This is a genomic window from Streptomyces sp. NPDC101219 (genome assembly GCF_044767675.1).
GTDB lineage: Bacteria > Actinomycetota > Actinomycetes > Streptomycetales > Streptomycetaceae > Streptomyces.
Genome location: NZ_JBIWOK010000010.1, coordinates 41,866 through 56,395, shown reverse-complemented (window position 1 = coordinate 56,395; position 14,530 = coordinate 41,866). Strand labels below are relative to the sequence as shown.

Sequence of the window (14,530 nt, the reverse complement as noted above, 5' to 3'; positions counted from 1 at the left end):
GTCCGCTCGGGCGCGGGCGGCCATACGCTTTCCCCCCACAACTGCGCCCTGCGGGCGGGGTGGTGGAGACCCGCCCCGCGGCTGGGAGGGGGGCGCCCCCGCCGGGGGGTGCGCCCCTCCTGTCGTCGACCTCCGCCCCGGAGCCCCGGTGTGGTCAGCCCGCCAGGCAGGACGGGCCCAACAGCACCTTGAGGTCGCCGAACAGCGCCGGGTCCGGCTTGACGCGGTGCCGGTCCAGCCGCAGCACCGTCGTCCTCGTCGGCCCCTGGAGCTTGATCCGGACCTCGCTGTCGCCCTTGTGGTGGGAGAGGATCTCGCCGAGCCGGCTGACCATCGGCGGGGTCACGCGCGTCGCCGGGATGGTGAGCACGACGGGCGCGTTGGTGCCCGCGTTGGACAGGTCGGGGATCATCAGCTCCATCGCCACCAGGCGCGGCACGTCCTCGCGCTTGTCCAGCCGCCCCTTGACGAACACCACGGCGTCCTCGACCAGTTGCGTCGACACCAGCTGGTAGGTCGCGGGGAAGAACATGCACTCGATGGACCCCGCCAGGTCCTCCACCGTGGCGATCGCCCAGGCGTTGCCCTGCTTGGTCATCTTGCGCTGGAGTCCGGAGATGATGCCGCCGATGGTGACCACCGCGCCGTCGCCGAAGTCGCCGCCGGTCAGCTGGGAGATGCCCGCGTCCGCCTTGTCGGAGAGCACGTGCTCCAGGCCGAACAGCGGGTGGTCGGAGACGTAGAGACCGAGCATCTCGCGCTCCTGGGCGAGCAGATACGTCTTGTCCCACTCGTCGTCGGTGAAGGTGACGTCGAGACCGAAGCCGGGCTCGCTGGTCTCCGCCTCGCCCATGCCGCCGAACAGGTCGAACTGTCCCTCGGCCTCCTTGCGCTTGACCGCCACCACGTTGTCGATCATCGGCTCGTACTGGGCGGTGAGGCCCTTGCGGGTGTGCCCCATGGAGTCGAAGGCGCCCGCCTTGATCAGCGACTCGGTGGTGCGCTTGTTGCAGACGACCGCGTCGACCTTGTCGAGGTAGTCCGGGAAGGACGCGTACTTCCCCTTGGCCTTGCGGCACTTGATGATCGACTCCACCACGTTGGTGCCGACGTTGCGCACCGCGGAGAGGCCGAAGAGGATCACGTCGTCGCCCTGGGCGGCGAAGTTGGACTCCGACTCGTTGACGTTCGGCGGGAGGACCCGGATGCCCATGCGGCGGCACTCGTTGAGGTAGACGGCCGACTTGTCCTTGTCGTCCTTCACCGAGGTGAGCAGCGCGGCCATGTACTCGGCGGGGTGGTTCGCCTTGAGGTAGGCGGTCCAGTACGACACCAGGCCGTACGCGGCGGAGTGCGCCTTGTTGAACGCGTAGCCGGCGAAGGGCACCAGCACGTCCCACAGCGCCTGGATGGCTTCGTCGCTGTAGCCGTTCTTGCGGGCGCCGGCCTGGAAGATGGTGAAGTTCTTCGCCAGTTCCTCGGGCTTCTTCTTGCCCATCACGCGGCGGAGGATGTCGGCCTCGCCGAGCGAGTAACCGGCGATGATCTGGGCGGCCTTCTGCACCTGCTCCTGGTAGACGATCAGGCCGTAGGTGACGTCCAGGACCTCCTTGAGCGGGGCCTCCAGCTCCGGGTGGATCGGGGTGATCTCCTGCTGGCCGTTCTTGCGCAGGGCGTAGTTGGTGTGCGAGTTCATGCCCATCGGGCCCGGCCGGTAGAGGGCCGAGACGGCGGAGATGTCCTCGAAGTTGTCCGGCTTCATCAGCCGGAGCAGGGAGCGCATCGGCCCGCCGTCGAACTGGAACACGCCGAGGGTGTCGCCGCGCTGGAGGAGACTGAAGGTCGTCGGGTCGTCCAGGGGCAGTGACAGCAGGTCGATGTCGATGCCCTTGTTGGCCTTCACCATCTTGACGGCGTCGTCCATGATGGTCAGGTTGCGCAGGCCCAGGAAGTCCATCTTGAGCAGGCCGAGCGACTCGCAGCTCGGGTAGTCCCACTGCGTGATGGTCACGTTGTCGGTGTGCCGCACCCAGACGGGGACGTGGTCGGTGATGGTCTCGCTGGACATGATCACGCCGGCGGCGTGCACACCCATCTGCCGGACCAGGCCCTCGACGCCCTTGGCGGTGTCGATGACCTTCTTCACGTCGGGCTCGTTCTCGTACATCGCCCGGACCTCGCCCGCCTCCGAGTAGCGGGGGTGGTCGGGGTCGGTGATGCCGGACAGCGGGATGCCCTTGCCCAGGACGTCGGCGGGCATGGCCTTGGTGATGCGGTCGCCCATCGCGTACGGGTAGCCCAGCACGCGCGCGGAGTCCTTGATCGCGTTCTTGGCCTTGATGGTGCCGTAGGTGCCGATCATGGCGACCTTGTCGGCGCCGTACTTCTCCGTCACGTAGCGGATCACCTCGACGCGCCGGCGCTCGTCGAAGTCGATGTCGACGTCGGGCATGGAGATGCGCTCGGGGTTGAGGAACCGCTCGAAGATCAGGCCGTGCGGGATCGGGTCGAGGTCGGTGATGCCGAGGGCGTAGGCGACGATCGAGCCGGCCGCGGAGCCGCGGCCGGGGCCGACCGCGATGCCCTGCTTCTTGGCCCACATGATGAAGTCGGCGACCACGAGGAAGTAGCCCGGGAAGCCCATCGAGATGATGGTGTCCATCTCGTACTCGACCTGCTTCATGCGGTCGTCCGGGATGCCGTCGGGGAAGCGGCGGTGCATGCCGCGCAGGGTCTCCTCGCGGAACCAGGTGACCTCGGTGTAGCCCTCCGGGATGTCGAACTTCGGCATCAGGTCGCGCTTGACGAACATGTCCGTGGTGTCGACCATCTCGGCGATCAGCCGGGTGTTGGCGCAGCCCTGCTGCCAGGCGTCAGAGGAGTCGATGGCGTACATCTCCTCGGTCGACTTCAGGTAGTAGCCGGTGCCGTCGAACCGGAAGCGGTCGGGGTCGGAGAGGTTCTTGCCGGTCTGGATGCACAGCAGCGCGTCGTGCGCGGTCGCCTCGTGGGCGTAGGTGTAGTGCGAGTCGTTGGTGACCAGCGGCGGGATGCCCAGCTTGCGGCCGATTTCCAGCAGGCCGTCGCGGACCCGGTGTTCGATGTCGATGCCGTGGTCCATCAGCTCCAGGAAGTACCGGTCCTTGCCGAAGATGTCCTGGTAGTCGGCGGCCGCCTTGAGCGCCTCGTCGAAGTGGCCGAGGCGCAGCCGGGTCTGCACCTCGCCGGAGGGGCAGCCGGTGGAGGCCACGATCCCCTCGGACCACTGTGCGATGGTCTCCTTGTCCATCCGGGGCCACTTCTGCAGCCATCCCTCGGCGTACGCGTCGGAGGACAGCCGGAAGAGGTTGTGCAGACCGGTGCTGTTGACCGCCCACATCGTCTTGTGGGTGTAACCGCCGGAACCGGAGACGTCGTCGCGCTTCTGGTGCGGCTGGCCCCACTGGATCTTGCGCTTGTTGCGCCGGGACTCGGGGGCGACGTACGCCTCGATCCCGATGATCGGGGTGACCCCGGCCTTCTCGGCGGAGTGGAAGAAGTCGTACGCGCCGTGCAGGTTGCCGTGGTCGGACATGGCGATGTGCGTCATGCCCATCTCGTTGCAGGCGTCGAACATGTCCTTGAGCCGCGCGGCACCGTCCAGCAGCGAGTACTGGGTGTGGACGTGCAGGTGCGTGAACGGCGGCTTCGACACGGTGCGGCCTCCTGGGGGGACGTGCGGTGACGGACAGGCGGACGGTGGGGTGGTCAGCGTCGAAGTCTATGCCTCGGCACTGACACCCCGGCCCCTTCCCCGCGTACCTTCGGGCGGGGGGTTCCCGGGCACTCCGGTGCCCCCTCACACGTTAGGCAGGGGACGGATCAGCCGTCCCTCGACGTCCCGTACCTGGAGGCACCCAGCGATGTCGGTCCCGCAGCTCAATGACGAGCACCGCGGCGAGGAGATCCTCGCCGTCCTCGACACCGCCTTCGGCGAGCTCCTGGCCGCCGACCCGGCCGCGTTCCGCGTGAAGTTCCGCAAGATGGCGGCGTCCGCCTTCGCCTTCTACCGGGGGACGGCCTGCCTCTTCTACCACGACCTGGACAGCGAGAAGCGCGGCGGCCCGTACCTCGACGACCGCACCTCGCGCGTCTGGATCCACGGCGACCTGCACGCGGAGAACTTCGGCACGTACATGGACTCCAACGGCCGCCTGGTCTTCAACGTCAACGACTTCGACGAGGCGTACGTCGGCCCCTTCACCTGGGACCTCAAGCGCTTCGCCGCCTCCATGGCGCTGATCGGCTACGCGAAGGCGCTCAGCGACGAGCAGATCACCGAGCTGGTGCAGATCTACGCGGCCTCCTACCGGGAGCGGATCCACGCGCTGGCGACCGGCGCCAAGAGCGACGAGGTGCCGCCCTTCACCCTGGACACCGCCCAGGGCCCGCTGCTGGACGCGCTGCGCGACGCGCGGTCGCTGACCCGGTTCGGGCTGCTGGACTCGATGACCGAGATCCGTGACTTCGAGCGCCGCTTCGCGCCGGGCGGCGGCGCGGTCGAACTGGACGCGGCCACCCGGTACAAGGTGCTCGCCGCCTTCGACGGCTATCTGGAGACGCTGCCGGACGCCTCGCTGGCCCGGCCGGACTCCTACCGCGTGAAGGACGTCGTGGGCCGGCGCGGCATCGGCATCGGCTCGGCCGGGCTGCCGTCCTACAACATCCTGCTGGAGGGGCACAGCGACGCCCTGGAGAACGACGTCGTGATCTACATCAAGCAGGCCCAGACCCCGGCGGTCTCCCGGCACATCACGGACTCCGGGATCCGGGACTACTTCCAGCACGAGGGCCACCGCACGGTGATCTCCCAGCGCGCCCTCCAGGCGCACGCCGACCCGTGGCTCGGCTGGACCGAGCTGGACGGCTCGGGGCAGCTGGTCGCCGAGGTCTCGCCGTACGCCGTGGACCTGGACTGGAGCGACCTCGACGACCCGGAGGAGATGGCCCAGGTCGTCGCCGACCTCGGCCGGGCCACGGCGGCCATGCACGCGGCGGCCGACGACACCTCCGGCGAGTCCCTGGTGCCGTTCTCCACCGAGCGCGCCATCGACGCGGCGATCGCCGCCGACGAGGAGGGACTGGCGCCGCTGCTGGTCGACTTCGCGCACTCCTACGGCGCCCGCGCGCGGGCCGATCACCAGACCTTCCTGGACCTGTTCCGCAACGGCAGGATTCCGGGGCTGTAACGGCCCGGACGCACAGGAACCCTTTAGGAACCCCTTACGGGGACGCATGACAGACTCGTGACCGCCATGGACCTCTCCGGAACCCCGCTCAGAGCCGTTCGCGCGGCGCTGTTCACGGCCGTCGCCGTGACCCTCAGCACCGCGTCGCACGTGCTGCTGTCCGGGGCCCCGCTGCCGTTGAACACGGTGGCCGCGATCGCGGCCGCCGTGTTCGTGCTGGCCTATGCGCTGGCCGGCCGGGAGCGGTCCTTCGGCCGGATAGCCGCCCTGCTGATCCCGCTGGAACTGGCGGCGGACACGGTCTTCACCACGGGCCAGCACGTCTGTTACGGGCGGATGGGCGGCCCGGTCGCGGGCCCGCTGCGCTCCGTCGGCTTCGACGTGCTGTGCGGCGACGGCACGAGTGTGGGCGCGCCGCTGGCCCGGGTCACCGGCACGGCCGCCGACGGCGGCGACCGGCTGGCGGCCCTGCTGGCCCACGCCGACCCGGGCACCGCCTGGCTGCTGCTCGGCGCGCACATCGGGGTCGGCCTGTTCGCGGCGGCCTGGCTGCGGCGCGGCGAGCGGGCGCTGGCTCAGGTGCTGCGCGCGGTGGCGGCGACCACCTTCCGGCCGCTGCTGGTGGCGGTCGCGGCGGTGTCCGCGCGCCGCGCGCCCGAGGCCCGCCGCCCGGGCCGTCCGGCGGTGCGCACCGCCACCGGCCGTCACCTGCTCCTCGTGCACTCCCTGGGACGGCGCGGACCGCCGTGCTCCAGCGCGGGCCTCGTCCTCGTCTGAGGACGGCGGCCCACCGGGCACCAGCAGTCCCCCTACCCATCCGCACACGGGCCTCGTGTGCGACCCCCCATGGAGAACATCAGCATGAGCAAGCGGAACAGCCAGGCGGCGAAGACGGCGGCCCGGGAGCGCCTGCGCGCGGAGCGCGAGCGCGAGGCGAAGCGGGCGAAGGTCAGGCGGCAGATCATCGTCGCCTGCTCGGTGGTCGGCGTCCTGGCGATAGCCGGCGGCGTCGGGTACGCCATCGTCCAGGCCAACAAGCCGGGCGCGTGGGAGGCGGCGTCGGAGGCGAAGGTCGTCGCCCCGGCGAACACCACGGGCAAGAACGGCACGACCGTCGTCATCGGCAAGGACAGCGCGAAGAAGACCCTGAAGCTGTACGAGGACCCGCGCTGCCCGATCTGCGCCACCTTCGAGCAGTCGGTGGGCCCGACCCTCCTGGAGGACTACGAGGCGGGCAAGTACAAGATCCAGTTCATCGGCGGCACCTTCCTGGACGGCGACGGCCGCAAGGGCGACCGCATGGAGGTCGGCTCCTACGGTGAGGGCTCCAAGAACGCGATGAGCGCCCTGGGCGCGGCCCTGAACGTGAGCCCGGAGGCCTTCCTGGAGTTCAAGGAGGCCCTGTACTCCGCGGAATTCCACCCCGAGGAGTCCCAGGACAAGTTCAAGGACGACGACTACCTCATCGAGATCGCCGACTCGACCGAGGCTCTGAAGAACAACAAGAAGTTCCAGGACGCGGTCAAGAACGGCACGTTCGACGCCTGGGCCCTGGCGATGTCCTACGCGTTCAACACCAACAAGGACGACGTGAAGGGCACGCCGAGCCTGGTCATGGACGGCAAGAAGCTGACGGGCGCCGACGGCAAGAACACCCCGATGAGCCCCGAGGACTTCCGCACGGCCGTCGACAAGGCCCTCAAGGGCTGACGCCGGCCGCCGCCTCCCCGGAGGGCCGCCCGGGAGGCGGTGCGGTCCTCCTGCGGGCCGGTGGGCGAAGAGTGGGCGAACTTTGGCGAGTTCGCCCACTCCGGCGTGTACCTGTCAGTAACCTGATCGGCTGTGACCAGTCGATACAGATCATCCGAGAACGGCGTCCCGGCCACCGCCGACGCCAACTTCCCGTCCCCGCGCAGACGTACGGTGGTGAAGGCGGCCGCCGCCACCGCGGTGCTCGCCGCGCCGCTCGCCGGGGCCCTGCCGGCCAGGGCCGTCACCACCGCAGCACCGGCCTTCCTGCACGGCGTGGCCTCCGGCGACCCGCTGCCGGACGGCGTCCTGCTGTGGACGCGCGTGACGCCGACGCCCGAGGCGATACCCGGCTCCGGCGTCGGGCCGGACACCGAGGTCATCTGGACCGTCGCCCGCGACAGCGCGTTCACCGACGTCGTCGCGCGGGGATCCACCCGCGCCACCGCCGCGTCCGACCACACCGTGAAGGCCGACATCCGCGGCCTGCGGCCCGCCACCGACTACTGGTTCCGCTTCTCCGCCGGCGGCACCGACTCCCCCGTCGCCCGCACCCGTACCGCGCCGGCCGCCGACGCCGCCGTGACCGGGCTGCGCTTCGGCGTGGTGTCCTGCTCCAACTACGAGGCGGGCCACTTCTCGGCCTACCGCCACCTCGCGGCCCGCGGCGACCTCGACGCCTGGCTGCACCTGGGCGACTACATCTACGAGTACGGCACCGGCGAGTACGGCAGCCGCGGCCGGGCGGTGCGCACGCAGGCCCCCGCCCACGAGATCGTCACCCTCGCCGACTACCGCGTGCGGCACGCCCACTACAAGACCGACCCCGACCTCCAGGCGCTGCACGCCAAGGCTCCGGTCGTGGCGATCTGGGACGACCACGAGTTCGCCAACGACACCTGGTCCGGCGGCGCCGAGAACCACACCGAGGGACCCGAGGGTGCCTGGGCCGCGCGTCAGGCCGCCGCCAAGCAGGCCTACTTCGAGTGGATGCCGGTGCGTCCCGCGCTCGCCGGCACCACCTACCGGCGCCTGCGCTTCGGCAAGCTGGCCGACCTGTCGCTGCTGGACCTGCGCTCGTTCCGCGACCAGCAGGCCGGCATCGGCAAGGGCGAGGTCGACGACCCGGACCGCACCCTCACCGGCCGGGCCCAGCTGGACTGGCTGAAGGCGGGCCTGAGCGCCTCGGACACCACCTGGCGGCTGGTCGGCACCTCGGTCATGATCTCCCCGTTCGCGGTCGGGGCGCTGCCCGCGAGCCTGCTGAAGCCGCTCGCCAAGCTGCTGGGCCTGCCGCAGGAGGGCATCGCCCTCAACACCGACCAGTGGGACGGCTACACGGACGACCGGCGCGAGCTGCTCTCCCACCTGCGGACGAACGGCATCCGCAACACCGTGTTCCTCACCGGCGACATCCACATGGCGTGGGCCAACGACGTGCCGGTGAACGCGGGCACGTACCCGGCGTCCCCGTCCGCCGCCACGGAGTTCGTGGTGACCTCGGTCACCTCCGACAACCTCGACGACATCGTCAAGGTGTCCGAGGGCACGGTGTCCGCCGTCGCCTCCCCGCTGATCCGCGCCGCCAACCGGCACGTCCGGTGGGTCGACACCGACCGCCACGGCTACGGCGTCCTGGACATCACCGCCCAGCGGGCGCAGATGGACTACTACGTGCTGGCCGACCGCACCGACCGGAACACCACCTCGGCGTGGGCCCGCTCGTACCGGACCCTGACCGGCACGCAGAAGGTGGAACGCGTCCACACCCCGGTCTGACCGGTCCCGGCCGGGGTACCCGGCCGGGTTCAGTCCTGGAGCGAGCCGAGGAAGCCGAGCGCCACCCGCCAGGTGGCCTCGGCGGCCTCCTCGTCGTAGTCCGGCAGGTCCGGGTCGGTGTAGAGGTGGCCGGCACCGGCGTACCGGTACACCTCGATGTCGGCACCGGCCCGGCCCAGCTGGAGGTACCAGGCGCTGAGCCAGTCGTCAGTCTCGAACGGGTCGGGCTCGGCGACGTGCAGCTGCACGGGCAGCTCGTCCACCGAGGCGTTCGCGGCGATGTCCGAGGTGCCGTGCAGGAGCAGCAGCCCCCGCGCCCGCTCGTCGCCCAGCGCGAGCGTCTGCGCCACGGAGGCGCCGAAGGAGAACCCCGCGTAGACCAGCCCGCGCTCGGAGTACGGCGCGGCGGCCAGGACCGCCCGCTTCAGCAGTTCGTCCTTGCCCGTCTCCTCCTTGTGGGCCATGCCCTCCTCGACCGACTCGAAGGTGCGGCCCTCGAACAGGTCGGGCGTCCACACCTCGTGTCCCGCCGCCCGCAGCCGGTCCGCGGCCTGCCGCACCGCCGGCCTGAGGCCGTAGGTCGAGTGGAAAAGCATGATGTTCATGGGCCCATGGTGCCAGCCGGTGCGACCGCGGCGCGGCCCGGCCGTACCCGGAACCGGACACATGTCACAGGTTCAGCCGGGCGCGGGCCGGTTAGGTTCGCAGACATGGATGACGTGCTCCGCCCGCTGATCGTGGTCGGCGGTTCGGTCCTGCTGACGCTGCTGCTCGGCTGGGCGACCGACCGTCTGCTGCGCAAGGCCGACGAACGCCACCACGACACTCCGTTGTGGGGGCTGCTCCGCCGTGCCCGCGTGCCCTGGCAACTGGTGCTGTGCGCCGCCCTGCTCAGAGCCTCCTACGTGGAGGCCCGGGTGTTCCCGGACCACCGGGAGAGCATCGGCCGGCTCCTGACCCTGGTGCTGATCGGGTCCACCGCCTATCTGGTGATCCGGATCGCGGCGGCCGTGGTGGAGACCACCTACACCCGCTACGCCAACGCCCGCTACCACCGCGACCCGGCGCGGGTGCGCCGGGTGCGCACCCAGGTCACGCTGATCCGGCGGGTGGTGTCCGCGGTCGTCGCGGTCGTCGCCGCGGCGGCGATGCTGCTGACCTTCCCCGCGATGCGGGCCGCCGGCGCCTCGCTGCTGGCCTCGGCCGGCATCCTCGGCATCGTCGCCGGTGTCGCCGCGCAGTCCACCCTGGGCAACATGTTCGCCGGGCTGCAGATCGCGTTCGGCGACATGGTGCGCATCGGCGACACGGTGGTGGTGGACGGCGAGTGGGGCACGGTCGAGGAGATCACCCTGACCTTCCTGACCGTGCGCACCTGGGACGAGCGCCGCATCACCATGCCGGTGTCGTACTTCACCTCGAAGCCGTTCGAGAACTGGTCACGCGGCACACCGCAGATGACCGGCACCGTCTTCTGGCACTTCGACCACTCGGCCCCGCTGGACGCGATGCGCGAGAAGCTGCGCGACATCCTGCGGGAGTGCCCGGCCTGGGACGGCCGCGCCTTCAACCTGACCGTGACCGACACCACCCCCACCACCATGGAGGTGCGGGCCCTGGTCACCGCGAAGGACGCGGACGACATATGGACGGTGCGCGTCACGGTCCGCGAGGGGATGATCCGCTGGCTGGCCGCCGAGCACCCGTACGCGCTGCCGAGGGTCACCACGGCGGGCGCGCCGCCGCTTCCCCGGTCCGGCGACGGCCACCGCCCCACGGCGGCGGTGCCGTCCGCCCGGCGGCCCCGCCTGTCCAAGGAGCGGTGACGGGCTCGCTCAGTGGCCGCGCTCGGCGCCCCCGTTGACCTGAATGATCTGCGAGGTGATGTGGGCGGCGCCCGGGGAGGCGAGCCAGTGCAGGGTCGCGGCCACGTCCCCGGGCGTCCCGACCCGTCCGGTGGACGTCTCGGCGGCCAGCCGGGCCCGGTGCTCCTCGTCGACGCCGTCGGCCCCGAAGAAGGCGGTGTCCTCGACGTAGCCGGGCGCGACCACGTTCACCGTGATGCCGTGCGGGCCGAGCCGCCGGGCCAGGTCGTGGGCGTACGGGTGCAGCCCCGCCTTGGCCGCCGCGTAGGCGACCTGCCCGGAGCCCCGGTAGGCGGCGATGGAGCTGAGGAACAGCACCCGCCCGCCGGGCTCGGCGAGCCGGTCCCGCAACGCCTCGGTGAGCAGGACCGCGGTGAGCACGTTGAGGCGGAAGTTGACCGTCCAGTGGCGGGCGACCGCGTCCAGCGGGTCGTCCCCGCCGGCCGGGGGTTCCAGGAGCCCGTTCCCCCCGGCGCTGTGGATCAGCACGTCCACGGCGCCGAACTCGCGGCCCACGAAGCCCGCCACACCCCGCACGTCGGCCGGGTCGGCCAGGTCGGCGGCGTACGTCAGCGCCCCCGGCACCGCCGCCCGCTCCAGCACGTCGCCGCGCCGACCGAGCAGCAGCACCCGGTCCCCGTCCGCGGCGAAGGTCCGCGCCGCCGCCAGCCCGATGCCCGTACCGCCCCCGCTGATCACCACGTTTCGTGTCATGCCCCGACCCTACGAACCGAACGGGCCCGGACGGCGGCGCGCCGCACCCGGAACCCGGGCGGCCGGCGGCTCACCGCAGGCTGCGCACGTCCAGGTGGCGCAGCACCCGGTCCACGACCTCCGGATTCGCTCCCGGCTCGCTGCGCGCCGCGAGCACCTCGTGCCGGGCCGCGCTGAGCAGGTCCTGCTGGATGCGGCGGACCCGCTTGGCCCGGCGGGCGCGCTGACGGTGCGCCTCGCGCCGTTCCTCGTCCGCCATGTCCGGGCTGATCCGCACCCCGATGTCGAAGGCGGTGCGCTGCATCTGCTCGAGCATCTCCTCCGTCAGCTCCTCGGACTGCTCCAGCTCCCGCAGCCGCAGCTTCGCCGCCTTCGCCGCCCGCGCCGCGAGGTCGCGCTCGTAGGCCTGCTCGCGTGCGGTGTCCGCCTTGACGCCCAGCCGCTTGACCATCCAGGGCAGCGTCACCCCCTGGAGCAGCAGCGTCGTCATGATCACGCCGAACGCGATGAAGATGATCTCGCCGCGACCGGGGAAGGGCTCCCCCGAGTCCGTCTCCAGCGGTACGGCGAGCGCCAGGGCGACGGAGGCCACTCCGCGCATCCCCGACCACCACATCACCACGGTCTCGCGCCAGCCGAGGGGGATCTCCTCGCCGGTGTCCCGGGCGGCGTGCAGGCGTTTCGTCAGCCAGGTGGCCGGCAGCAGCCACGCAAGGCGGACCAGGACGACCACGGCCACGACCGCCCCCGCCCAGCCGAGCAGTTCGCCCCAGTGGCCCGCCGCGCTGTTGACGGCGTTGTGCAGTTCGAGGCCGACCAGACCGAAGGCGACGCCGGTGACGAGGGTGTCGACGATGTCCCAGAAGGCGTGCCCGGCGAGCCGGGTCATCACGGCGTCGGCGTCGGTGGCGTACTCCACCAGGAACAGCGCGGCGGTGAGCACCGCGAGCACCCCGGAGCCGTGCAGTTCCTCGGCCAGGACGTACGCGGCGAAGGGCACCAGCAGGCTCAGCGCGATCTGCAGGGTGGCGTCGCCCAGCAGGTCCATCAGCCGGTTGGCGGACCAGCCGAGGGCCAGCCCGACCGCCACCGCCACCACGGCCGACAGCACCAGGTCGAGTCCGGCCTCCCAGACGGAGAAGGAGCCGGTGACGGCGGCGGCGATCGCCACGTGGTACAGCACGATGGCCGTCACGTCGTTGAACAGGCCCTCGCCCTCCAGGATCGACACCAGGCGGCGGGGCAGGCCCAGCTTGCCGGCGACGGCCGTCGCCGCGATCGGGTCGGGCGGCGCGATCAGCGCGCCGAGGGCGACCGCGGCGGCGATCGGCAGCCCCGGCACGATCATGTGCGCGACGGCGGCCACACAGAAGGTGGTGACGAAGACGAGCGCCACCGCGAGCAGCAGGATCGGCCGGACGTTGGCCGCGAACTGGCGCCAGGAGGTGCGGCGCACCGCCGCGTACAGCAGGGGCGGCAGCAGCAGCGGAAGAATCAGGTCGGGCGGCACGTCGACGTTCGGCACGAACGGCAGCAGGGCCAGGGCGATCCCGAAGACCGTCATCAGCACCGGCGACGGAAGCCCCAGCCGGTCCGCGACCGGCACGCTGACCACGGCCGCGAGCAACAGGGCGAACAACAGGGCCAGCTGATCCACGGTCACTGCTCCGGGACGAATCGACGGTCGGGGGCTGTCCGGCACACGCGCGCGAGCAGGTCACCAGCCTGCCACGCCACCGCCCCCGGCCGGAGCTGCGCCGGCCCCGCTACAGGGCGCGCCGCATGGCCCGGTGCGGCATTCCCGCGTCGGGGAACTCCGGTCCGTACGCCTCGTACCCCAGCCGCTCGTAGAAACGCAGGGCGTGCGTCTGTGCGTGCAGGTCGACGGCGGTGAGGCCGCGGGCGCGCGCCGCGTCCTCCAGGGCCCGCACCAGGGCGGCCCCCACCCCCCGGCCGCGGGCTTCCCGGAGCACCGCCAGCCGGCCGAGGGAGCCGACGGCCGGGTCGCCGCCGGTCTTCCCGGCAGCGGCGGCACCGTGCAGCAGCCGGCCGGTGCCGAGCGGGCGCCCGTCGTCGCCGACGGCCAGCACGTGCACGGCACCGGCGTCGTACGCGTCGTACTCGATGTCCTCGGGCACGCCCTGTTCGGCGACGAAGACGTCCTTGCGCACGGCGAAGCACGCCTCCCGGTCGGCGGCGTCCACCGCCTCGCGGACCACGGGGGCGGGGACGGTCATGCGTAGGTCTCCTCCCGGACCCGGTCCAGCGCCTGCTGGAGGTCGTCCGGGTAGTCGCTGGCGTACTCCACCCACTGCCCGTCGCCGGGGTGCTCGAAGCCGAGCCGCACGGCGTGCAGCCACTGGCGGGTGAGGCCGAGCCGCTTGGCGAGCGTGGGGTCGGCGCCGTACGTCAGGTCACCGACGCAGGGGTGACGGTGCGCCGCCATGTGGACGCGGATCTGATGGGTGCGCCCCGTCTCCAGCTTCACGTCGAGCAGGGAGGCGGCCCGGAACGCCTCGATCAGGTCGTAGTGCGTGACGGACGCCTTGCCCTCGGCGATGACCGCCCACTTGTAGTCGTGGTGGGGGTGCCGGCCGATGGGCGCGTCGATGGTGCCGCTGGTCGGGTCGGGGTGGCCCTGGACGAGTGTGTGGTAGCGCTTGTCGACCGTGCGCTCCTTGAACTGGCGCTTCAGCGAGGTGTACGCGTACTCGGACTTCGCGACGACCATCAGCCCGGACGTGCCGACGTCGAGGCGGTGCACGATGCCCTGGCGCTCGGCGGCGCCGGAGGTCGAGATGCGGTACCCGGCGGCGGCGAGGCCTCCGATCACGGTGGGGCCGCTCCAGCCCGGTGAGGGGTGCGCGGCGACGCCGACGGGCTTGGCGATCACCACGACTTCGTCGTCGTCGTGCACGATCCGCATGCCCTCGACCGGCTCGGCGACGACCCGCACCGGCGCGGGCGCCTGCGGCATCTCCACCTCGAGCCAGGCGCCGCCGCTGACCCGCTCCGACTTGCCGACCACCGACCCGTCGACCGTGACCTTCCCCGCGGCGGCGAGTTCGGCCGCCTTGGTCCGGGAGAAGCCGAACATGCGGGAGATGGCGGCGTCGACGCGCTCGCCCTCCAGGCCGTCGGGCACGGGCAGGGTACGGATCTCGGGAAGCGTGCTCACCCCGTCGAGTATGCCGG

The 14,530-nt window shown here is 71.5% G+C and carries 11 protein-coding genes; 5 read left to right on the top strand and 6 right to left on the bottom strand.

What is annotated here, in order from left to right:
• Positions 1-154 precede the first annotated feature (154 nt).
• Positions 155-3,694 (bottom strand): DNA polymerase III subunit alpha, encoded by a 3,540-nt coding sequence (gene dnaE, locus ACIRPP_RS20735; RefSeq protein ID WP_403644763.1) that lies wholly within the window; start codon positions 3,692-3,694, stop codon positions 155-157.
• 208 nt (positions 3,695-3,902) lie between these two features.
• Between dnaE and ACIRPP_RS20730 the strand changes: the two genes are divergently transcribed.
• From ACIRPP_RS20730 to ACIRPP_RS20715, 4 genes are all read left to right on the top strand, one after another.
• Positions 3,903-5,228 (top strand): DUF2252 domain-containing protein, encoded by a 1,326-nt coding sequence (locus tag ACIRPP_RS20730; protein WP_403644760.1) that lies wholly within the window; start codon positions 3,903-3,905, stop codon positions 5,226-5,228.
• Between the two features lie 66 nt (positions 5,229-5,294).
• Positions 5,295-6,005, top strand: a complete 711-nt coding sequence (locus ACIRPP_RS20725; protein WP_403644757.1) for a hypothetical protein — start codon at positions 5,295-5,297, stop codon at positions 6,003-6,005.
• Between the two features lie 84 nt (positions 6,006-6,089).
• Positions 6,090-6,938, top strand: a complete 849-nt coding sequence (locus ACIRPP_RS20720) for a thioredoxin domain-containing protein (protein WP_403644754.1) — start codon at positions 6,090-6,092, stop codon at positions 6,936-6,938.
• Positions 6,939-7,070: 132 nt separating this feature from the next.
• Positions 7,071-8,756, top strand: a complete 1,686-nt coding sequence (locus tag ACIRPP_RS20715; RefSeq protein ID WP_403644751.1) for an alkaline phosphatase D family protein — start codon at positions 7,071-7,073, stop codon at positions 8,754-8,756.
• Positions 8,757-8,785: 29 nt separating this feature from the next.
• Here ACIRPP_RS20715 and ACIRPP_RS20710 read toward each other — a convergent pair whose 3' ends face one another.
• Positions 8,786-9,361 (bottom strand): dienelactone hydrolase family protein, encoded by a 576-nt coding sequence (locus ACIRPP_RS20710; RefSeq protein WP_164337964.1) that lies wholly within the window; start codon positions 9,359-9,361, stop codon positions 8,786-8,788.
• 105 nt (positions 9,362-9,466) lie between these two features.
• Between ACIRPP_RS20710 and ACIRPP_RS20705 the strand changes: the two genes are divergently transcribed.
• Positions 9,467-10,582 carry a mechanosensitive ion channel family protein gene (locus ACIRPP_RS20705; protein ID WP_403644748.1) on the top strand — a complete coding sequence of 372 codons (1,116 nt, stop codon included), beginning with the start codon at positions 9,467-9,469 and terminating at the stop codon, positions 10,580-10,582.
• A gap of 9 nt (positions 10,583-10,591) precedes the next feature.
• On the opposite strand, the gene ACIRPP_RS20700 is transcribed toward ACIRPP_RS20705, so the two are convergent.
• The 4 genes from ACIRPP_RS20700 to ACIRPP_RS20685 all read right to left on the bottom strand — a co-directional run bounded on the left by ACIRPP_RS20700 (position 10,592) and on the right by ACIRPP_RS20685 (position 14,513).
• Positions 10,592-11,335 carry an SDR family NAD(P)-dependent oxidoreductase gene (locus ACIRPP_RS20700; protein WP_403644745.1) on the bottom strand — a complete coding sequence of 248 codons (744 nt, stop codon included), beginning with the start codon at positions 11,333-11,335 and terminating at the stop codon, positions 10,592-10,594.
• 70 nt (positions 11,336-11,405) lie between these two features.
• The gene (locus ACIRPP_RS20695) at positions 11,406-12,992 is read right to left on the bottom strand and encodes a Na+/H+ antiporter (RefSeq protein ID WP_403645308.1); all 1,587 of its coding nucleotides are present in this window, start codon (positions 12,990-12,992) and stop codon (positions 11,406-11,408) included.
• A 109-nt stretch (positions 12,993-13,101) separates the two neighbouring features.
• Complete coding sequence (locus tag ACIRPP_RS20690) at positions 13,102-13,572, bottom strand: GNAT family N-acetyltransferase (RefSeq protein WP_403644742.1); 471 nt, start codon at positions 13,570-13,572, stop codon at positions 13,102-13,104.
• Positions 13,569-14,513, bottom strand: a complete 945-nt coding sequence (locus ACIRPP_RS20685; protein ID WP_403644739.1) for an RluA family pseudouridine synthase — start codon at positions 14,511-14,513, stop codon at positions 13,569-13,571. Before ACIRPP_RS20685 ends, ACIRPP_RS20690 begins: the two co-directional genes overlap by 4 nt.
• Positions 14,514-14,530 lie beyond the last annotated feature (17 nt).

What these genes read in the sequence shown, in the direction of transcription:
- ACIRPP_RS20700 (WP_403644745.1), bottom strand. Translation starts at nt 11,335, where the DNA reads ATGACACGAAACGTGGTGATCAGCGGGGGCGGTACGGGCATCGGGCTG.
- ACIRPP_RS20690 (WP_403644742.1), bottom strand. Translation starts at nt 13,572, where the DNA reads ATGACCGTCCCCGCCCCCGTGGTCCGCGAGGCGGTGGACGCCGCCGAC.
- ACIRPP_RS20730 (WP_403644760.1), top strand. Translation starts at nt 3,903, where the DNA reads ATGTCGGTCCCGCAGCTCAATGACGAGCACCGCGGCGAGGAGATCCTC.
- ACIRPP_RS20705 (WP_403644748.1), top strand. Translation starts at nt 9,467, where the DNA reads ATGGATGACGTGCTCCGCCCGCTGATCGTGGTCGGCGGTTCGGTCCTG.
- ACIRPP_RS20720 (WP_403644754.1), top strand. Translation starts at nt 6,090, where the DNA reads ATGAGCAAGCGGAACAGCCAGGCGGCGAAGACGGCGGCCCGGGAGCGC.
- ACIRPP_RS20725 (WP_403644757.1), top strand. Translation starts at nt 5,295, where the DNA reads ATGGACCTCTCCGGAACCCCGCTCAGAGCCGTTCGCGCGGCGCTGTTC.
- ACIRPP_RS20710 (WP_164337964.1), bottom strand. Translation starts at nt 9,361, where the DNA reads ATGAACATCATGCTTTTCCACTCGACCTACGGCCTCAGGCCGGCGGTG.